Source organism: Rhodoferax sp. SPJ4 (assembly GCF_058216275.1).
The window spans coordinates 1,389,166-1,407,480 of the sequence record NZ_JBYZMN010000001.1; the positions used below are offsets into that span (position 1 = coordinate 1,389,166).

19 protein-coding genes are annotated in these 18,315 nt (G+C 66.7%); 5 read left to right on the plus strand and 14 right to left on the minus strand.

Annotation, left to right across the window (positions count from 1 at the left end; genetic code table 11):
- Nucleotides 1–5 precede the first annotated feature (5 nt).
- The 3 genes from earP (at nt 6) to AC4BAR_RS06795 (ending at nt 2,663) form a co-directional block, all read left to right on the plus strand.
- Nucleotides 6–1,061: an elongation factor P maturation arginine rhamnosyltransferase EarP gene (gene earP, locus AC4BAR_RS06785; RefSeq protein WP_490627046.1), complete on the plus strand. Its 1,056-nt coding sequence runs from the start codon at nt 6–8 to the stop codon at nt 1,059–1,061.
- Between the two features lie 90 nt (nt 1,062–1,151).
- Nucleotides 1,152–1,706, plus strand: coding sequence for an elongation factor P (efp, locus tag AC4BAR_RS06790; protein ID WP_490627047.1), 555 nt, complete (start codon nt 1,152–1,154; stop codon nt 1,704–1,706).
- Between the two features lie 96 nt (nt 1,707–1,802).
- Nucleotides 1,803–2,663, plus strand: coding sequence for an LOG family protein (locus AC4BAR_RS06795; protein ID WP_490627048.1), 861 nt, complete (start codon nt 1,803–1,805; stop codon nt 2,661–2,663).
- Between the two features lie 15 nt (nt 2,664–2,678).
- On the opposite strand, the gene AC4BAR_RS06800 is transcribed toward AC4BAR_RS06795, so the two are convergent.
- On the minus strand, nt 2,679–3,665 hold the full coding sequence (locus tag AC4BAR_RS06800; protein WP_490627049.1) for a 2-hydroxyacid dehydrogenase: 987 nt from the start codon (nt 3,663–3,665) through the stop codon (nt 2,679–2,681).
- Between the two features lie 205 nt (nt 3,666–3,870).
- Between AC4BAR_RS06800 and AC4BAR_RS06805 the strand changes: the two genes are divergently transcribed.
- Nucleotides 3,871–5,763: a sensor histidine kinase gene (locus AC4BAR_RS06805; RefSeq protein WP_490627050.1), complete on the plus strand. Its 1,893-nt coding sequence runs from the start codon at nt 3,871–3,873 to the stop codon at nt 5,761–5,763.
- Here AC4BAR_RS06805 and AC4BAR_RS06810 read toward each other — a convergent pair.
- From AC4BAR_RS06810 to AC4BAR_RS06820, 3 genes are read right to left on the minus strand one after another with little or no spacing between them, the layout of a single operon-like run.
- A complete protein-coding gene (locus AC4BAR_RS06810; protein ID WP_490627206.1) occupies nt 5,744–6,400 on the minus strand; it encodes a nitroreductase in 657 nt (218 codons plus the stop codon). The genes AC4BAR_RS06805 and AC4BAR_RS06810 overlap by 20 nt on opposite strands.
- A 59-nt stretch (nt 6,401–6,459) precedes the next feature.
- Complete coding sequence (locus tag AC4BAR_RS06815; protein ID WP_490627051.1) at nt 6,460–6,912, minus strand: acyl-CoA thioesterase; 453 nt, start codon at nt 6,910–6,912, stop codon at nt 6,460–6,462.
- A complete protein-coding gene (locus tag AC4BAR_RS06820) occupies nt 6,909–7,847 on the minus strand; it encodes a histone deacetylase family protein (RefSeq protein WP_490627052.1) in 939 nt (312 codons plus the stop codon). The genes AC4BAR_RS06815 and AC4BAR_RS06820 overlap by 4 nt, the downstream gene beginning before the upstream one ends.
- Nucleotides 7,848–8,023: 176 nt before the next feature.
- Here AC4BAR_RS06820 and AC4BAR_RS06825 point away from each other — a divergent pair, with 176 nt between their 5' ends.
- On the plus strand, nt 8,024–8,566 hold the full coding sequence (locus AC4BAR_RS06825) for a phasin family protein (protein WP_490627207.1): 543 nt from the start codon (nt 8,024–8,026) through the stop codon (nt 8,564–8,566).
- 193 nt (nt 8,567–8,759) lie between these two features.
- Here AC4BAR_RS06825 and AC4BAR_RS06830 read toward each other — a convergent pair whose 3' ends face one another.
- The 10 genes from AC4BAR_RS06830 to der form a co-directional block, all read right to left on the minus strand.
- Nucleotides 8,760–9,677: a patatin-like phospholipase family protein gene (locus tag AC4BAR_RS06830; protein WP_490627053.1), complete on the minus strand. Its 918-nt coding sequence runs from the start codon at nt 9,675–9,677 to the stop codon at nt 8,760–8,762.
- A 14-nt stretch (nt 9,678–9,691) separates the two neighbouring features.
- Nucleotides 9,692–10,222, minus strand: a complete 531-nt coding sequence (locus AC4BAR_RS06835; RefSeq protein WP_490627054.1) for a phosphoribosyltransferase — start codon at nt 10,220–10,222, stop codon at nt 9,692–9,694.
- Between the two features lie 42 nt (nt 10,223–10,264).
- The gene (locus tag AC4BAR_RS06840; protein ID WP_490627055.1) at nt 10,265–11,614 is read right to left on the minus strand and encodes an adenylosuccinate synthase; all 1,350 of its coding nucleotides are present in this window, start codon (nt 11,612–11,614) and stop codon (nt 10,265–10,267) included.
- Between the two features lie 11 nt (nt 11,615–11,625).
- Nucleotides 11,626–12,774, minus strand: coding sequence for an ATP phosphoribosyltransferase regulatory subunit (locus tag AC4BAR_RS06845; protein ID WP_490627056.1), 1,149 nt, complete (start codon nt 12,772–12,774; stop codon nt 11,626–11,628).
- 74 nt (nt 12,775–12,848) lie between these two features.
- On the minus strand, nt 12,849–13,037 hold the full coding sequence (locus AC4BAR_RS06850; protein WP_490627208.1) for a DUF2065 domain-containing protein: 189 nt from the start codon (nt 13,035–13,037) through the stop codon (nt 12,849–12,851).
- A 14-nt stretch (nt 13,038–13,051) separates the two neighbouring features.
- Nucleotides 13,052–13,954 carry a protease modulator HflC gene (gene hflC / locus AC4BAR_RS06855; protein ID WP_490627057.1) on the minus strand — a complete coding sequence of 301 codons (903 nt, stop codon included), beginning with the start codon at nt 13,952–13,954 and terminating at the stop codon, nt 13,052–13,054.
- 9 nt (nt 13,955–13,963) lie between these two features.
- Nucleotides 13,964–15,331, minus strand: a complete 1,368-nt coding sequence (hflK, locus tag AC4BAR_RS06860; RefSeq protein WP_490627058.1) for an FtsH protease activity modulator HflK — start codon at nt 15,329–15,331, stop codon at nt 13,964–13,966.
- Between the two features lie 42 nt (nt 15,332–15,373).
- Complete coding sequence (gene hflX, locus AC4BAR_RS06865) at nt 15,374–16,558, minus strand: GTPase HflX (protein WP_490627059.1); 1,185 nt, start codon at nt 16,556–16,558, stop codon at nt 15,374–15,376.
- Between the two features lie 38 nt (nt 16,559–16,596).
- Nucleotides 16,597–16,845, minus strand: a complete 249-nt coding sequence (hfq, locus tag AC4BAR_RS06870; RefSeq protein ID WP_490627060.1) for an RNA chaperone Hfq — start codon at nt 16,843–16,845, stop codon at nt 16,597–16,599.
- Between the two features lie 115 nt (nt 16,846–16,960).
- Nucleotides 16,961–18,295: a ribosome biogenesis GTPase Der gene (der, locus tag AC4BAR_RS06875; RefSeq protein WP_490627061.1), complete on the minus strand. Its 1,335-nt coding sequence runs from the start codon at nt 18,293–18,295 to the stop codon at nt 16,961–16,963.
- Nucleotides 18,296–18,315: the final 20 nt, after the last annotated feature.

Here is an 18,315-nt window from a genome sequence, read left to right on the forward strand (position 1 = left end):
GCGCGATGCGCTGGGATATTTTTTGCAAAGTCATCGACAACTTCGGTGACATCGGTGTGTGCTGGCGGCTGGCCTGCGACCTGGCCGCGCGTGGCGAGTCGGTGCGGCTGTGGGTGGACGATGCCGCTGCGCTGGCCTGGATGGCGCCCCAGCACCCGCCAGGGGTGACGGTGTGGCCCTGGGCACAGGCCGAATCCACCGGGGTGCAAGCCGGCGAGGTGGTGGTGGAGGCCTTTGGCTGCGACCTGCCCCCCGGCTTTCTGGCCCGCATGGCGTCGGCCTCCCCCGCACCGCGCTGGGTCAACCTCGAATACCTGTCGGCCGAGGCCTATGTGGAACGCAGTCATGGCCTGCCCTCGCCGGTGCTGAGCGGGCCGGCCGCCGGTCTGGGCAAATGGTTTTTCTACCCCGGCTTCACGCCGGCCACCGGCGGCCTGCTGCGCGAGCCGGGCCTGGACGCGGCCCGGGCCCGTTTTGACCGCACGGCCTGGCTGCAGGCCCAGGGCATTGCCTGGCAGGGCGAACGCCTGGTGTCGCTGTTCTGTTACGAGCCGCACGCGCTGCCGGCCTTGCTGGCACGGCTGCAGAGCGATGCCCAGCCCACCCGGCTGCTGGTGACGGCAGGACGGGCCACGGCGGCGGTACAGGCCTTGGTGACCGACGCCGGGGCTGCAGCCGGTGGCGGTTCATTGGCCATCGCCCACCTGCCCTGGCTGAGCCAGGCCGATTTCGATCGGCTGCTGTGGGCCTGTGACCTGAATTTTGTGCGTGGCGAAGACTCGCTGGTGCGCGCCCTCTGGGCCGGCCAGGCCCTGGTCTGGCAAGCCTATCCGCAGGACGACCAGGCCCACCATGCCAAGCTCGAGGCCTGGCTGGACCGGCTGCAGGCGCCGGCCAGCCTGCGCCAATGGCATGCGGCCTGGAACGGCGCCGATGACACCGTGCCACCGGCGCTGGACCTGCCGGCCTGGCGGGCCAGCGTGTCGGACCTGGGCCACCGTCTGCGCCAGCAAGACGATTTGACCAGCCAGTTGCTGCGCTTTGCTCGGCAAATCCGCTAAAATCATGGGCTTTGCGGCCTCTGCCTGAGCCTTTCAGGATGTGCTGCGGCCTACCTCGCCGCCTTGAGCGGTCTAACTTCTGACACTGTTATGAAAATCGCCCAAGAAATCCGCGCCGGCAACGTCATCATGCACGGCAAGGACCCGATGGTTGTGCTCAAGACCGAATACAGCCGGGGTGGCCGCAACTCCGCCACCGTGCGGATGAAGCTCAAAAGCCTGATCGCCAACTTCGGCACCGAAGTCGTGTTCAAGGCCGACGACAAGATGGACCAGGTCATCCTCGACAAGAAGGACTGCACTTATTCCTACTTCGCCGACCCGATGTATGTCTGCATGGACGCCGACTACAACCAGTACGAAGTCGAAGCCGAGAACATGGGCGACGCGCTGAACTACCTCGAAGACGGCATGGCCGTGGAAGTGGTGTTCTACGACGGCAAGGCCATTTCGGTCGAGCTGCCCACCAGCGTCGAGCGCGAGATCACCTGGACTGAACCCGCCGTCAAGGGCGACACCTCGGGCAAGGTACTCAAGCCCGCCAAGATCGCCACCGGTTTCGAGATCGGCGTGCCGATCTTCGTGGCCCAGGGTGACCGCGTCGAAATCGACACCCGCACCGGCGAATACCGCAAGCGCGTCTGAGCGACTGTCAGCGCCGATGAACAAAGGCCCCGATTGGGGCCTTTTTCATGGGCAATCCACCGCATCCCGGCCCTCGACCCCGCGCACAATCGCCCCATGGAACAAATCGAATACTGGAAAGAGCCCAGCGTCGCTGACGCCTGGGCCACCTTGCAATCCCACTCGGCTGCCGGCCGGCCACTGACGCCCGACCCGCAGCGCTTGGCCTTCATCGACCCGGAGTTTTTGCTGCGCCGTGAAACCCGCGGCATCCGCTTCCAGTTGGAACTGCTCAAGCCCGACCTGGAACAGCATGCCCAGGGCATCGAGAACACCGTGGTGGTGTTTGGCAGCGCCCGCTTTCGCAGCGAGGAAGACGCCCAGGTCTTGCTGGCCCAGGCCCAGGCCGACGGCAACGCCCAGGCGATTGCCCGCGCCACGGTCTTGCTGCGCAACGCACGCTACTACGAGCTGGCCCGCACCTTCGGCCGGGTGGTGGCCCAGGACAACGAGGGCCTGCCGCCTAAGGACCAGATTTTTGTCTGCACCGGCGGTGGCCCCGGCATCATGGAAGCCGCCAACCGCGGCGTGCACGAGGCCGGTGGTCGCAGCGTCGGGCTGTCGATTGCCCTGCCCCATGAAGAAGCGCCCAACCGCTACATCACCCCCGGCCTGAGCTTCAAGTTCCACTACTTCGCGCTGCGCAAGATGCACTTCATGATGCGGGCCAAGGCGCTGGTGGTCTTCCCGGGTGGCTTCGGCACCATGGACGAGCTGTTCGAGACGGTGACGCTGATCCAAACCAAGAAAACCCAGCCCGTGCCCATTGTGCTGGTGGGCACCGACTACTGGCAGCGTTTGTTCAACCCACAGGTGCTGGTGGAAGAAGGCGTGATCGCCGCCGACGACCTGAAGCTGCTGCAGTACACCGACAGCCCACAGGTCGCCTGGGACCTGGTCAAGGCTTTTTACAGCTGACCCGTCAACCGGGCCTCAGCGTGGCGCCAGCACCTCGGGGTTGATCGGCGTCACCGCCTCGCCCCGGCTCAGGCGGGCGATCAGGTTGTCGGCCGCCAGGTTGGCCATGGCGCGCCGGGTGGCCACGCTGGCGCTGGCGATGTGCGGAGTCAACACCACATTGGGCACGGTCAGCAAATCCGGGCAGACAGAAGGCTCGCCCTCGAACACGTCCAGGCCGGCGGCGGCCAGGCGTCCCTCGCGCAAGGCAGCGGCCAGCGCCTGGTCATCGACAATGCCGCCGCGGGCGATGTTGACCAAGGTGGCCTCGGGCTTCATCCAGCCCAGCTCGGTGGCGCCCACCGCATGGTGTGACGATGCCGAGTAAGGCAGCACCAGCACCACATGGTCGGCGGTGCGGAACAGGATTTCCTTGTCCACCCAGGAGGCCCGGCAATCGGCCTCGGTGGCCGCGTCCAGCCGGCTGCGGTTGTGGTAAATCACCTTCATGCCAAAGCCATGGGCACCGCGCCGCGCCAGCGCCTGGCCAATGCGGCCCATGCCCAGAATGCCCAGCGTGCTGCCATGGACCTCGGGGCCGACGAACAGGTCGTAGCGCCACTGGGTCCATTCGCCGCGGCGCAGAAAGTGCTCGCTCTCGGTGATGCGCCGCGCCGTGGCCATCAGCAACGCAAAGCCGAAGTCGGCGGTGGTTTCGGTCAGCACGTCCGGCGTGTTGGTGGCCAGCACGCCGGCGGCCGTCATGGCCGGCACGTCGAAGTTGTTGAAACCCACCGCCATGTTGGCGCACACCTTGAGCTGCGGACAGGCGGCCAGCAAGGCCGCGTCGATGCGCTCTGAGCCGGTGGTCAACAGGCCATCCATGCCCTGGGCCCGGGCGGTCAGCTCGGCGGCTGACCAGACCTGGTCGGCCTGGTTGGACTGGACTTCAAAGACCTGGGACAGGCGTTCCAGCACCTCGGGAAAAATGGCGCGGGCGACAAGAATGCGGGGTGGTGTCATGGTGTGGGTGTCTGGCGCCGGGGCAGGCCACCGGCGGGTTCAAGAATGGCACGGTTGGGCCGATGCAACCGACAGGGATTGATTGTGCCCGAGCGCCCAACCCCACGGTCTGGTGCCGGCCACGGTGCCCGTGGCATAGTTGGTCATGGTCGCTTTTCGGTGGGTGACCCCACCTCACAAAAACAACGGAGACCCTGTGAACGGCATGCGCGCAAAAATTGGACTGGCCTTTGGCACCCTGACATTGCTGCTGTTGCTGGCGGCCGGCCTGGCTGTCAGCCACCTGGTCAGCCAGCGCCTGGAAACCGACACCCGCGCGGCCCTGCTGCGGGCGGCCCACCTGGTGTCGGTGGGCCTGGACCGTGAAATCCAGGAACGGCGGCGTGACCTGCTGGCCCTGGCCCAGCTGCTGGACACCCAGCAGGCGCTGGGCCTGGACAACCCCCATGCCGACAGCCACCGCCAGCTGCTGAAAGCCTTTGCCGAGCGCTATGGCCTGCAGGCGGTGATGCTGGCCGACGGCCAGGGTCAGGTGCGGCTGGCCAGCGAAGCCGCGCTGGAAAACCAGGACCTCACCAAGGCGCCCTGGTTTGCCCAGGACCACAGCGCGGCGCTGGTCAGCGACGCCAGCGCCGCGCTGAGTCCGGGTCAGCGCCATGTGGACATCGTGGTCCCGGTGGGCGCCGGCGGGGTTTTGCTGGCCCAGCTCGCCGAGCCCTGGGTGGACACGCTGCGCAACCGGCTGCGGCTGCTGGCCTCGCCCGACCAGTCGTCCCGGCTGGAGGTCTTTGTCAGCACCCGCGATGGCCGCCTGCTGGCCACCCACAACAGCCCGGCCACGGTGCCGGCCCAGTCCCTGGCCGTGCCCGCCGGCGCCTGCGCCCGTGACGACAGCGACGGCAGCATGCCCTACCTGAGCTGCGCGGTGGTCAGCGAAGGCCACAAGGATTACGCCGGGCTGGGCTGGCGGGTGACGATGCGGCTGCCCGAGCATGTGGCCTTTGCCACCGCCGAGAACCTGGAATACCGCATCGCCTGGATCGGCCTGCTGGCCAGTGTGCTGTTCGGCGTGGCGGGCTGGTTGCTGGCCGACCGCATCAGCAAACCCATCACCGCCATGGCCCAGGCCGCCGACCGCATCGCCTCGGGCGAACGGACGCTGGCGCTGCCGCAGACCGGCAAGGACGAGATCGGCCAGCTGGCCCGCTCGCTGTCCAGCCTGCTGGCCACGCTGCGGCAGGAGGAAGCCACGCTGGTGCGCACCAACCAGGCGCTGGAAGCCCGGGTGGCCGAACGCACGCTGAAGCTGGAGCAGGCGGTGTCCGACCTGCAGGACGCCAACACCGACCTTGACCGCTTCACCAGCATGGTGACGCACGACCTGCTGGCGCCGGTGCGGGCCATGCGCACCTTCTCGGAGCTGCTGCAGATGGACTTTGGCGAGCAGATGCCACCAGAGGCCCAGCGCCTGCTCAAACGCATCGACCAGGCGGGCCTGGACATGAGCAACCTGGTGAACGCGCTGCACGCACTGTCCAAGCTGGGGCAGAAACCGCTGCAGGTGGTCGCGGCCGACATGACGGCCATTGCGCGGCAAACGGTGGAGGCCAACATGCCGGCCTGGCAGGGCAAACGCTTCGACATCGCCGCCCTGCCCCCCAGCCGTTGCGACCCCAGCATGATGCGCATCGTGTTCGACAACCTGATTGGCAACGCGGTGAAGTACAGCCACCGCCAGGCCGCACCCGAGATCAGCGTGGGTGGGGAGGTCAACGGCGACCAGCATGTCTACTGGGTGAGCGACAACGGCACCGGTTTCGACCCGCAGTACGCGCACCGCCTGTTCCAGATTTTCCAGCGCCTGCACTCGGCGCGGGACTATCCCGGCACCGGCGTGGGCCTGGCCACGGTGGCCAAAATCGTCAGCCGCCACGGGGGCAGGGTCTGGGCCGACAGCTCGCCGGGGGAAGGCGCGACTTTTTACTTTTCGCTGCCTGCACCCGACGGCGACGACGCCGCGGCGGACACCGAAGCACAGGCTGCGCTGGCGGCCACCGGCACGCTGAACGCGGCCGGCCTCACTCCACCCAGCGCGTGAAGTCTTCCACCGGCACCCGGGGGGTGTGGAAGCTGTTGACCTTGTCACTGGCGTCGGCGTAGCCCAGCGCCATGCCACAGACCAGCATCTCGTCGGGGCCGGCCCCGATGTGCGGCAGGATGATCTTGGCAAAGCCGTTCCAGGCCGCCTGCGGGCAGGTGTGCAGGCCACGGCCGCGCGCAGCCACCATGATGCTTTGCAAGAACATGCCGTAGTCGACCAGTGAGCCGCGGCCCATGACGCGGTCGACGGTGAACATCAAACCCACCGGGGCGTCGAACAGCTTGAAGTTGCGCTGGTGCTGGGCGTGCATGGCGTCCTTGTCGCCTTTGCCGATGCCCAACAGGCCGTACAGGCCCCAGCCGTTTTCGCGCCGGCGGTCGATGTAGGGCGAGACCCACTGTTCGGGGTAGTAGTCGTACTCCTCCTTGTACTCGGCGGCCAGCGCCGGGTTGGCGCGCAGGGCGTCGTGGGCGGCGCAGACCTGGGCCACCAGGCTGTCGCGGCTGGCACCTTGCAGCACGTAGACCTTCCAGGGCTGGGTGTTGGTGCCGGAGGGCGCGCGGCTGGCCACGCGCAGGATGTCGGTCAGCGTCTCGCGCGAGACCGGCTGGGCCGTGAAGGCCCGGGTGGACATGCGGCTTTCGATGGCCGCGTCAACGGTGACCTGGGTGGAAATGGCAGACAAGGCGTCGGTCACGTGAGTTGCTCCAGAACACGGAGGAAAATCGGCGGCAGGGCTGCGGGCCGGCGGGTGTGGCTGTCCACGTAGACATGGATGAAATGGCCTTTGGCCGCGGTCAGCGGCGCGCCCTGGGCGAACAGGCCCACCTCGTAACGCACGCTGGAGCCGCCGATCTTGGCCACCCGGATGCCGGCCTCCACCGTTTGCGGAAAGGCCAGCGGCGCGAAGTAGTTGCACTGGGTTTCCACCACCAGGCCGATGGTGCTGCCCTGATGGATGTCCAGTGCGCCCTGCTCGATCAGGTGGGCATTGACCGCCGTGTCGAACCAGCTGTAGTACACAACGTTGTTGACATGGCCATACACATCGTTGTCGGCCCAGCGGGTGCCGATGGCACGAAAGGCGCGGTAGGCCGAGCGGGGCTCGGGCTGGGGTTTGGGGGTGGGAGCGGCAGGCGAACTCATGGGCGCTGATTCTGCCATCGGCGCCAGTAGCCCAGCGCGGTGCGGTAGGTGGTGAACTGGGCGCTCACCGTATCGTCGACGCGGTGGCCGTAGCCTCCGGCCATCGCGAAGGCCAACGGGATGCGGCGCTGCCAGGCCCAGTCGAAGACCCGGCGATCCCGCGCCTCCAGGCCGTCGAAGCTGAGCCGCAGCCGGCCCAGCCGGTCGCCCTCGTGCGGGTCGGCACCGGCCAGATAGATCACCAAGCCGGGTCGGCTGCGGTGGTCCAACGCGTCCAGCGCGCCGTCCAGCGCCTCCAGGTAGGCGGCGTCGCCACAGCCGTCGGGCAAGGCCACATCGAGGTCGCTGGTCTCCTTGCGAAACGGGAAATTCTTCTCACCATGCAGCGACAGCGTGAACACGCTGGGGTCATGGCGAAAAATCTGTGCCGTGCCATTGCCCTGGTGCACGTCGAGGTCGATCACCGCCACCTGCAGCGGCGCACGCGCTGCGGGCGCCACTCGCCCCCATTCGGCCTGCATCAGCCGGGCCGCCACCGCCACATCGTTGAAGACACAAAAGCCACCGCCCTGCGCTGTGCCGGCATGGTGGGTGCCGCCGGCCAGGTTGGCCGCCAGGCCCTGCAACAAGGCCGCGCGGCAGGCCGCCACCGTGGCGCCGACCGAGCGGCGGGCCCGCGCCACCATGGCCTCGCTCCAGGGGAAACCGATCTCCCGCATCAGCGCCGGCGCCACCGTGCCTTGGGCGATGGCCGCGATGTAGTCCGGGCTGTGGGCCAGTGCCAGTTCGCCGTCGCTGGCGGCCGGCGCCTCGCACAAATGCACCTCGGGCAGCTCGGCCGCCAGGCGGTCGCGCAGCAGCCGGTATTTGTGCATCGGGAAACGGTGGCCTTCGGGCAAAGGCAACACAAAGTGATCGGCGTAATGGGCCAGCATGCGGCATTGTGTCGCGGCGATGAAGCCAGGCTGTTGTTAGGCCTTCCCATCTAATTTGCTGCACTGCAACAAAAAAGACTTGATGTCTTTCGCGCCATCCCTATAATTCATTCCATGCTGCACTGCACCATAAGTGTTCGGAGCAGTTTTTTTAACCCCCACCCGGAGAATTGAACATGCTGACCCCTGAACAAATCCTTGCTTCCCACAAAGCTTCTGTCGAAACCCTGTTCGGTCTGACCAACAAGGCTTTCGAAAGCGTCGAGAAGCTCGTCGAACTCAACCTGACCGCCACCAAGGCTGCCCTGGCCGAGTCCGCCGAACACACGACCGCGCTGCTGAGCGTCAAGGACGCCCAAGAGCTGCTGGCTCTGCAAGCCGGCCTGTTCCAGCCTCTGGCCGAAAAGACCGCTGCTTACAGCCGTCACCTGTACGACATCGCTTCCAGCACCGGTGGCGAATTCGGCAAGACCTTCGAAGCCCAAGCCGCTGACGCGCAAAAGGCCTTCGTGTCGCTGGTCGACAGCGCTGCCAAGAACGCACCCGCCGGTTCCGAAACCGCCGTGGCCGTGATGAAGAGCGCCGTGGCCGCTGCCGGCAACGCCTTCGAGTCCGTGCAAAAGGCTGTCAAGCAAGCCACCGACGTCGCCGAAGCCAACTTCAACGCCGTGTCTTCGCAAGCGGTTGCTGCTGCCAAGACCGCCACCAAGAAGCGCTGATCTGCCAGTGGCCCCCGAGGCTTGCCCACCGAATTGGTGAGCAAGCTCTACATCCGGGGCCACTTTTCTCAGACACTGCGTGTGTAGTGCTGAGTGTTTCGATTGTCTCCTCGGATCTTTTCGACACCTTCTGGTTCAGAGATCCCTTAAGGGTTGGTTGCAAAACCAACCCTTTTTTTATGCCCGATCGGGATCACCTGGCCTTGTCGGCCAGCACTGCACGCAGTTGCGGCAAAGCGGCCAGCATCGCCGCCCGACCTGCCGCCACCGAATTGCGCCGGGCCGAAAAGTCGGCCCCCTTCACATTCGGCAAGGCCGGCCGCACCACCACGTCGGCCGCTTTGAGCTCGTGCTGGTTGATGGTGGCCCCCATGATGGCAAAGGTCTGCAGCAGGATTTGCAAGGTGTCGCCGGCCAGGTTGCCTTCGGGCGGGCTGGAAATGTCCACCGCCACCACCACCTCGGCCCCCATGTCATGGGCCTGACGCACCGGCACCGGTGACACCAGGCCACCGTCCACATACTCGCGGCCGTTGATCTTCACTGGCACAAACACCGCCGGCACCGCACTCGAGGCCCGCACCGCGGTGGCGGCGTCGCCACGTTGAAACAGCACCGCCTTGCCAGACTGCAGGTCGGTGGCCACGATGCCCAGCGGCAGGGCCATGGTCTCAATGGTTTTGCCATTGACCTGGCCACTCACATAGCGGGCCAGGGCGTCGCCACGCAGCACACCGCGGCTGAACAGCGGCAAGGTCCAGTCGGTGATGGTGGCCTCGTCCATGGTGTCGGCCACCTGCTGCAGCTGCGCGCCGGTCTTGCCCGAGGCGTAAATCGCCGCCACCAGGCTGCCGGCCGAGGTGCCCACCACCAGGTCGGGGCGGATGCCGGCCTCTTCCAGCACCTGAATCACCCCCACATGGGCAAAGCCGCGCGCTGCACCACCGCCCAGGGCCAGGCCCAGGCGAGGTGGCCTTTTGACCGCCACCGGTGAGGGAGGCGTGACCGCGTCGGGCGGCACCGGCGGCACATGGCCACAGGCGGCCAAGGCCAGCGCCAGCAGCGTCAGTGCGAAGCGCCCGACGCGCGGCCGGTCAGCCAGGTCGCTCATGCGGGACGGGCGGGTCAGACCCGCCACTTCTCCAGCAGGCGCTCGGGCCGCAGCGTGTCATAGCCTTCGAAGGGCTGATGAATCCACGGGTTGCTGGGCAAAAACTCCACCGAGTAGTCGGCGGTGAAGGTCGACATGGCCTTGGTCCACAGCACGGCGCTGCGCAGCTCGGTGATGGCGGGGTAGTTGGCGCGCAGCTGGGCGATGACTTCCTGCAACGTGTGGCCGGTGTCGGCCAGGTCATCCACCAGCAGTACCCGGCCAGCGATCTCGCCCTGCGGGGTGGTGATGTAGCGGGCGATGTCCAGCGTGCTTTTCTTGGCGCCGGCACCCACACCGGCGCGGTAGGAGCTGGTCGACATGATGGCCAGCGGCTTGTCGAAAATCCGGCTCAGGATGTCGCCGGGCCGCATGCCGCCACGGGCCAGGCACAGAATGGTGTCGAAGCCCCAGCCCGACTGGTGGACCTTGATGGCCAGCTTCTCGATCAGGTTGTGGTATTCGTCGTAACTGACGTACAGGTGCAATCCGTCTTCGGTCAGCATGCTTGGGTTCCTGGGTTCAGGTCGGGGCGGAGATGCACCAGCTCACAGCGCCGGGACGGCGTAGGGGTGTTGCATCATGATGGTGTGGTCGCGGTCCGGGCTGGTCGAGACCACGTCGATGCGGACCCCGGTGACCTCGGCGATGCGCTGCAGGTAACGCTGGGCGTTGACCGGCAGCTTGGCGTACTCGGTCACCCCCACGGTGGTGTCGCTCCAGCCGGGCAGGGTTTCGTAGATGGGTTTGCAGCGGGCGATGTCGTCGGCGCCCATGGGCAGGATGTCGATGGTCTCGCCGTCCAGCTCGTAGCCGGTGCACAGCAGCAGCTCTTTCAGGCCGTCCAGCACGTCGAGCTTGGTGATGCACAAACCGGTCAGGCCATTGACCTGGGCCGAGCGCTTCAGCAGCGCGCCGTCGAACCAGCCGCAGCGGCGCGAACGGCCGGTGGTCACGCCCTTTTCGGCGCCCACGGTGCTCATGTGGTAGCCCGGCGTGCCCGGGGTTTCCCAGTCCAGTTCGGTCGGGAACGGCCCGCCGCCCACCCGGGTGCAGTAGGCCTTGGTGATGCCCAGCACATAGTGCAACAGACCCGGGCCCACACCGGCACCGGCGGCGGCATTGCCGGCCACGCAGTTGCTGGAGGTCACGTAGGGGTAGGTGCCATGGTCGATGTCCAGCAGCGTGCCCTGCGCGCCTTCGAACAGCAGGTTGGCACCGGCCTGGTGGGCGTCGTTGAGCTCGCGCGACACGTCGGCCATCATGGGCTTGAGCAGCTCGGCGTGGCGCATGGCCTCGGCATACACCGGCTCGAAGGCCACCGCCGGCGCGTTCAAATAGGTGGTCAGCACATGGTTGTGCAGGTCCAGCAGCTCCTTGAGCTTGGTGGCAAAACGCTCGGGGTATTTGAGGTCTTGCACCCGCAGCGCGCGGCGGGCGATCTTGTCTTCGTAGGCCGGGCCGATGCCGCGGCCGGTGGTGCCGATCTTGGCATTGCCGCCCTGCTCCCGCGCCACTTCGCGGGCGATGTCCAGCGCCGCATGGAAGGGCAGGATCAGCGGACAGGCCTCGCTGATGCGCAGGCGCGAGCGCACCTCGACACCGGCTTTTTCCAGGCCTTCGATTTCCTCGAACAGCTTGGCCGCCGACAGCACCACGCCGTTGCCGATGTAGCACTTGACGCCGGGCCGCATGATGCCGCTGGGGATCAGGTGCAGCGCCGTCTTGACGCCATTGATCACCAGCGTGTGGCCGGCGTTGTGGCCGCCCTGGAAGCGCACCACGCCCTGGGCGCTTTCGGTCAGCCAATCGACCAGTTTGCCCTTGCCTTCATCGCCCCACTGGGTGCCGACCACGACCACGTTGCGGCCGGGTTTTTGTGCTGTGCTTGTGTTCATCTCAACGCTTTTCAAATGGCTTGCACGACCCACTGGCCGGCGCTCAGCACCAGTTCGCGGTCGCAACGGAATTCATCAACTTCGCTTTCGTGTCCGGGCAGCACACAGACCACGGCATGACCTTGCTGGCGCAGCTGCGCAATGGCCGCGCGCAACGCAGCGTCTTCGCCCCAGGGTGCACGCACCACCGCCTTGGGCGGCGGCGCAGGCAGCACCTCGACCAGGGCCTTGACGTCCAGGCTGAAGCCCACGGCCGGCCGGTTGCGGCCGAACACCGCGCCCACCTCGTCGTAACGCCCACCCCGCACCAGCGACTGGCTGGCGCCCTGGGCATACATCGCAAACCGGGCCCCGCTGTAGTAGGCGTAGCCACGCAGGTCGGCCAGGTCGTAGGTCACCTGGGCGCCGTCGACATGCCCGCCCAGCCACTTCAGTTGGGCCAAAGCCTGCTGCAGCAGCGCCGCCGCCGGCAGGCGCTTTTCGGCCTCGTCCAGCACCGTGGCATCACCATACAAATCCACCAAGGCCTGCAAGCCCTCGCGCACGGGCGCAGGCAGACCACGGGTCAGCCCGGCCAGGCCAGTGGCGTCTTTGGTGGCCAGCGCCGCATGCAGGTCGGCCAGCGCCGGTGCGGCCAGCGACACGCCGGCCAGCAGCGACTGCACGATGCGGGCATCGGCCATGTCGACGCTGATGTGCTGAACGCCGGCCTGCTTCAGGCTGTCCAGCGCCAGGCCCAGCACCTCCAGGTCGGCTTCCAGGCCGGCATGGCCGTAAATCTCGGCGCCGAACTGCAGCGGCTCGCGGGTGGCATGGGGTTGTTCGGGCCGGGTGTGCAGCACCGGGCCGCAATAGCACAGCCGGGTCACGCCGACGCGGTTCAGCAAATGGGCGTCGATGCGGGCGACCTGGGGCGTGGTGTCGGCGCGCAGGCCCATCATGCGGCCCGACAGCTGGTCGACCAGCTTGAAGGTTTGCAGGTCCAGCGCCTCGCCGGTGCCGGTGAGCAAAGACTCCAGGTGCTCCAGCAACGGCGGCATCACCAGCTCGTAGCCATAGCTGCGGGCGGTGTCGAGAAGCAGACGGCGGAGCTCTTCGATGTGCCGGGCGCCGGAGGGCAAGACATCGGCAATGTGATCCGGCAGGACCCAAGCGGACATAGGTGGTGGGAATCGGGTTAAAACGAGATTTTACCGGGCTGGCGGCCCGCTCCCGGCAAACCGGGCGGGAGAATTCAGGCCAGCAGCCAGATCAGCCACAGGCCGGTCAGCACGCTGCCCAGGCCAAAGAAGCGGATCTGGCCATCGCGCAGGCGCAGCGCCTGCTCGAAAAAGCGGCGCCAGCCGCCGGGCGACAGCAAGGGCAACAAGCCCTCGATCACCAGCACCAGGCCGACGGCGGTCCAGAAACTGCTGGCGCTGATCACACCGCGCTGGCTTATTTCTTCGCGGCAGGGGCCGGCGCGGCGTTGCCACGCATGACCTTGAAGAACTCCGACGACGACGGGTCCAGCACCATCACATCGCCCTTGCGGTTGAAGCTGGCCTTGTAGGCGTCCAGGCTGCGGTAGAACTGGGCAAACTGCGGGTCACGGCCAAACGCGTCGGCGTACACGCGGGCGGCTTCGCCGTCGCCTTCACCCTTGGTTTTTTGCGCATCCCGGTAGGCGTTGGCCACCGTCACCTCGCGCTGGCGGTCGGCGTCGGCGCGGATTTTTTCGCCCTCGGCCGCACCGGTGGAACGCAGCTCGTTGGCCACCCGCTTGCGCTCGGCCTCCATGCGGCGGTAAACCGATTCGGTGATGGCCTCGACGTAGTCGACCCGGGTGATGCGCACATCCACCACGTCCACACCCCAGGGCTTGGCGCCACGCACCTTCTCCAGCACCTCGCGCTTGACGTCGGCCATCAGCGGCTCGCGCTTCAGCGACAGCAGCTCTTTGACGGTGCGCTTGTTGATCTCTTCCTGGAAGGCGTTGCGCACCACCCGGTTGAGCTGCACGGCGCCGGCGTTTTCGTCCAGGCCCACGTTGCGGATGTAGTCCGACGGCTCGGTGATGCGCCAGCGCACATACCAGTCAATCACCACCCGCTGCTTCTCCGCCGTCAGCATGGCCTCGGCGTCGTTGCTGTCCAGCGTCAGCAGCCGCTTGTCGATGTAGCTGACGTTCTGAAACGGCGGCGGCAGTTTGACATGCAGGCCGGGGGCGGTGATCACTTCCTTGATCTGCCCCAGCGCGTAGACCACACCGAACTGCCGCTGGTCAACCACGAACAGCATCGAGCTCAGCACCAGCAGCGCCACCAGCGCCGAGGAAACCCAAAATCCCAGTTTATTCATGACCGATTCCTAGCGTGTCTCGCGCTCGCGGGTGCGCGAGGTGTCCCGCGAACGGGCATCGTTGGAGAGGGCCGACGGCGGCACGGCCGGTGCGGCGGGCACGGTGGGCAGCGCCTCGCTGGCCGCTGCACCGCCTTGTGCGGTCATCTGCATGATCTTGTCGATCGGCAGGTACAGCAGGTTGCCGCCCTGGCGCGAATCCACCAGCACCTTGGTGACGTTGCTGTACATCTGCTGCATCGCGTCCAGGTACATCCGGTCGCGGGTCACCTGCGGTGCCTTCTGGTACTCGGTCAATACCGAACGGAAACGCTGGGCATCGCCCTGCGCCTGGGCCACGATGCGGGCCTTGTAGGCTTCCGACTCTTCCTTCAGCCGCGAGGCCGTGCCCACCGCGCGCGGGATCACGTCGTTGGCATAGGCCTGGGCCTCGTTCTTGGCACGTTCGCGCTCCTGGCCGGCCTTCAGCACGTCGTCAAAAGCCGCCTGCACCTGCTCGGGCGGGCGCACGCCGCTTTGCTGCAGGTTGATGCCCACCACCTCCACACCGACCTTGTAACGGTCGAGGATGGTCTGCATCAGGCTGCGCACGCGCGGCGCAATCTGGTCGCGCTCCTCGGCCAGCGCCGAGTCCATGCGCATCTTGCCCACCACCTCGCGCACCGCGGTCTCGGCCGCCTGCACCACCGAGGCCGCCGGGTCCTTGCTCTCGAACAAATAGGCCCGGGCGTCGTTCAGCCGGTACTGCACCGCGAACTTGATTTCGACGATGTTCTCGTCCTCGGTCAGCATCGCCGACTCGCGCAGGCCGGTGGCCTTGATGATGCTGTCGCGGCCCACGTCCACCGAGCGGATCTGCGTCACCACCACCAGCTCATGGCGCTGCACCGGGTAAGGCAGACGCCAGTTGAAGCCGGCGCCCACCGTGGAGTGGTATTTGCCGAACTGGGTGATCACGGCCTGCTGGCCTTCCTGCACGATGAAGAAACCGGTGCCCAGCCAGATCAGCAGCACCACCGTAGCCACCAGGCCCACCCCCAGGCCAGCGCTTTTCATGTTGGGCTGAAAGCCCCCCGGGCCACCGCCGAAACCGCCGTTGCCGCGGCCGGCCTGTTTGACGCCGCCAAAAAAACCACCCAGCTTGCGGTTGAAATCACGCCACAGCTCATCGAGGTCCGGCGGGCCCTGGTTGGGGCCCTGGCCACGGCCACCCGACGGGGGCGGTGTGGATGGCGGCTCGGAGCGGGGGCCTTCGGGCTTGTCCTGGCTGCCAGCGGCGTCGTCGCTGCGGCCCCAGCGCGGGTCGTTCAGGTTGAACATGCCCCGCAGGCGGGCGGGGAGCCTGGCCCAGGAGAATGCCGGGAGGTGGAGGTTCATGCGCAAGGTCTCTTTGTCAGGTGCAGGCCCGATTGTGCCCAATCAGGACCCGGGGTTGTCCAGGTCGTCGCCATCGCCACTCGCCGAGGCGGTGCTTTCCACCCAGGGGCCCACCGCCCGCAGGCTCAGCTGTTCACGCAGCAGCGCCAGGCCTTCGCCGCTGCGGGCGCTGACAAACACCCGGGTCAGCGCGGTGCCGTCAATGTCGACCTGGTCACACAACTGCAGCGGGCGGCGTTCGGCCTCCATCGCGTCCAGCTTGTTGAACACCAGGATCTGCGGCACCTCGCTGGCACCGATGTCGGACAGCACCCGCCTGACCTCGGCCATCTGCTCGGCGTTGTCGGGGTTGGCGGCGTCCACCACATGCAGCAACAGGTCGGCATCGGTGGCCTCCTGCAGGGTGGCGGCAAAGGCATCGACCAGGCCGTGCGGCAGGTCGCGGATGAAACCCACGGTGTCGGACAGCGACACCGAGCGGCCGGCGTCGCCCAGGTAAAGGTGGCGGGTGGTGGTGTCCAGCGTGGCAAACAACTGGTCGGCGGCGTAGGCACGGGCCTTCACCAGCGCATTGAACAGCGTCGACTTGCCAGCGTTGGTGTAGCCCACCAGCGAGATGTTGAAGGTGTCGCGCCGGGTGCGCTGGCGGCGCTGGGTCTGGCGCTGGGCCTTGACCTTTTCCAGCCGCTCCTTGGTGCGCTTGATCGCGCTGGCAATCATCCGGCGGTCCAATTCGATCTGCTTCTCGCCAGGGCCGCCGCGCACGCCGGCGCCGCCGGTCTGGCGCTCCAGGTGCGACCAGCGGCGCACCAGCCGGGTCGACAAATACTGCAGCCGGGCCAGCTCCACCTGCAGCTTGCCCTCGTGGCTACGGGCGCGCTGGGCAAAGATCTCCAGAATCAGCAGGGTGCGGTCATTGACCGCGAGACCAATCACCCGCTCCAGGTTGCGCTGCTGGGCCGGGCTCAGCGACTGGTCGAACAAGACCTCGGTCGCGCCGTGCATCAAGGCCAGCTCGCGGATCTCGTCGGCCTTGCCGCTGCCGACAAACAGCGCGGCGTCGGGCGCCTTGCGCTTGCAGGTGATTTTGGCCAGCGGCCGCATGCCGGCGGTCTGGGCCAACAGGCCCAGCTCGTCGAGCTGACCATCAAAATGCGGGAGGCCCAGGTCCACCCCCACCAGGATGGCGCCGGGCGCCGAGGGGTCGGCCGTGGGCTGGGAGCTCAAGTGGGGGTGGGCCGGGTCCGTGCGGTGTTCACGACCCATCAAGCGGCGGGGGCGTCAGACTCGTCGGTGGCCTGGAAATTGACCGCGCGGGCCGGCACGATGGTGGAGATCGCGTGCTTGTAGACCATTTGCGTCACCGTGTTGCGCAGCAACACGACGTACTGGTCAAAGGATTCAATCTGGCCTTGCAGCTTGATGCCATTGACCAGGTAGATGGAGACCGGAATGTGTTCCCTGCGCAAGGCATTGAGGAACGGGTCTTGCAGGAGTTGGCCTTTGTTGCTCACGATATGTTCCGTGTTCTTTGAAGTGGATGAGGCTTGACGTTACCACAGGCTTACAGCCCCGGACAATCGGCCCTGCAAAGCCCCATCCCGTTCAGGACAAGGGCCCTGTGAGGCCTTACTCCTTGTCGGCGTAGGGGTTGTGCGAGGTTTTCAGCTCGATCCGCAGCGGCGTGCCGATCAGGTTGAACTCCTTGCGGAAACGCCCTTCCAGGAAGCGTTTGTAGGCGTCGGTCACATGCTCCAGCGAGTTGCCGTGGATGATGATCACCGGCGGATTCATGCCGCCCTGGTGGGCATAACGCATCTTGGGCCGGTACATGCCGGCGCGCTTGGGGCTCTGGAACTGCACCGCCTCCAGCAGCAAACGGGTCAGCACCGGGGTCGACATCTTGCAGGTGGCGGCCTTGTGGGCCTGGACGATGGAGGCCCACAGCGGCCCCAGACCCTGGCGCTTCTTGGCCGAGATGAAATGGATGGCGGCAAACTTCAAAAAGGCCAGCCGGGTTTCGATGGAGCGCTGCAGCAGTTCGCGGCCGTAGTCGTCCACCGCGTCCCATTTGTTCACCGCCACCACCACCGCCCGGCCACTCTCCAGGATGTAGCCGGCGATGTGGGCGTCCTGGTCGGTCACGCCCTGGGTGGCGTCCAGCAGCAGCAACACCACGTTGGCCGACTCGATGGCCTGCAGCGTCTTGACCACCGAGAACTTCTCGATCGCCTCGAACACCTTGCCCTTGCGGCGCAGACCGGCGGTGTCGATCAGCTCGAACTTCTGGCCGCCGCGCTCGAAGGGCACCGAGATCGCGTCGCGGGTCGTGCCCGGCATATCGAAGGCCACCAGGCGCTCTTCCCCCAGCCAGGTGTTGATCAGCGTCGATTTGCCCACGTTGGGCCGGCCGGCCACGGCCAGCTTCACCACGCTGTGGTCGTCGGCCTCGGCCTCGTCTTCGTCCGGCAGGTTCAGCGGCTCCAGCGCCTTCTCGATCAGCGTGCGTATGCCCTGACCGTGCGCCGCCGACACCGGCACCACCTCGCCCAGGCCCAGCTCGTAGAACTCCACCAACTGCATGCCTTCCTGCATGCCCTCGGCCTTGTTGGCGACCAGCACGCAGGGCTTGCCCAGGCGGCGCAGGTAGTTGGCGATGTCGTGGTCTTGCGCACTGACGCCACCCCGGGCGTCAACGACAAACACCACCACGTCGGCCTCGGCCACCGCCTGCTGGGTCTGCTTGGCCATCTCCTTGTAGATGCCGCTGGCGGCATCGGGCTCGAAGCCCCCGGTGTCGATGACGATGAATTCGTGTTTGCCCAGGCGACCGTTGCCGTAATGGCGGTCGCGGGTCAGCCCCGCGAAGTCGGCCACGATGGCGTCACGCGACTTGGTGAGGCGGTTGAACAGCGTGGACTTGCCCACATTGGGGCGTCCGACAAGTGCAACGACTGGTTTCATAAGGTGTCGCCGCTCAAAAA

Excerpts from the sequence above, each read along its gene's own strand:
- efp (WP_490627047.1), top strand. The coding sequence starts at position 1,152 with ATGAAAATCGCCCAAGAAATCCGCGCCGGCAACGTCATCATGCACGGC.
- AC4BAR_RS06810 (WP_490627206.1), bottom strand. The coding sequence starts at position 6,400 with ATGTCCACCCGGGCCTTCACGGCCCAGCCGGTCTCGCGCGAGACGCTG.
- hflK (WP_490627058.1), bottom strand. The coding sequence starts at position 15,331 with ATGAACCTCCACCTCCCGGCATTCTCCTGGGCCAGGCTCCCCGCCCGC.
- AC4BAR_RS06805 (WP_490627050.1), top strand. The coding sequence starts at position 3,871 with ATGCGCGCAAAAATTGGACTGGCCTTTGGCACCCTGACATTGCTGCTG.
- der (WP_490627061.1), bottom strand. The coding sequence starts at position 18,295 with ATGAAACCAGTCGTTGCACTTGTCGGACGCCCCAATGTGGGCAAGTCC.
- AC4BAR_RS06825 (WP_490627207.1), top strand. The coding sequence starts at position 8,024 with ATGCTGACCCCTGAACAAATCCTTGCTTCCCACAAAGCTTCTGTCGAA.
- earP (WP_490627046.1), top strand. The coding sequence starts at position 6 with ATGCGCTGGGATATTTTTTGCAAAGTCATCGACAACTTCGGTGACATC.
- AC4BAR_RS06830 (WP_490627053.1), bottom strand. The coding sequence starts at position 9,677 with ATGAGCGACCTGGCTGACCGGCCGCGCGTCGGGCGCTTCGCACTGACG.
- AC4BAR_RS06815 (WP_490627051.1), bottom strand. The coding sequence starts at position 6,912 with ATGAGTTCGCCTGCCGCTCCCACCCCCAAACCCCAGCCCGAGCCCCGC.
- AC4BAR_RS06840 (WP_490627055.1), bottom strand. The coding sequence starts at position 11,614 with ATGAACACAAGCACAGCACAAAAACCCGGCCGCAACGTGGTCGTGGTC.
- AC4BAR_RS06795 (WP_490627048.1), top strand. The coding sequence starts at position 1,803 with ATGGAACAAATCGAATACTGGAAAGAGCCCAGCGTCGCTGACGCCTGG.
- AC4BAR_RS06800 (WP_490627049.1), bottom strand. The coding sequence starts at position 3,665 with ATGACACCACCCCGCATTCTTGTCGCCCGCGCCATTTTTCCCGAGGTG.
- AC4BAR_RS06835 (WP_490627054.1), bottom strand. The coding sequence starts at position 10,222 with ATGCTGACCGAAGACGGATTGCACCTGTACGTCAGTTACGACGAATAC.
- AC4BAR_RS06845 (WP_490627056.1), bottom strand. The coding sequence starts at position 12,774 with ATGTCCGCTTGGGTCCTGCCGGATCACATTGCCGATGTCTTGCCCTCC.
- hflC (WP_490627057.1), bottom strand. The coding sequence starts at position 13,954 with ATGAATAAACTGGGATTTTGGGTTTCCTCGGCGCTGGTGGCGCTGCTG.
- AC4BAR_RS06820 (WP_490627052.1), bottom strand. The coding sequence starts at position 7,847 with ATGCTGGCCCATTACGCCGATCACTTTGTGTTGCCTTTGCCCGAAGGC.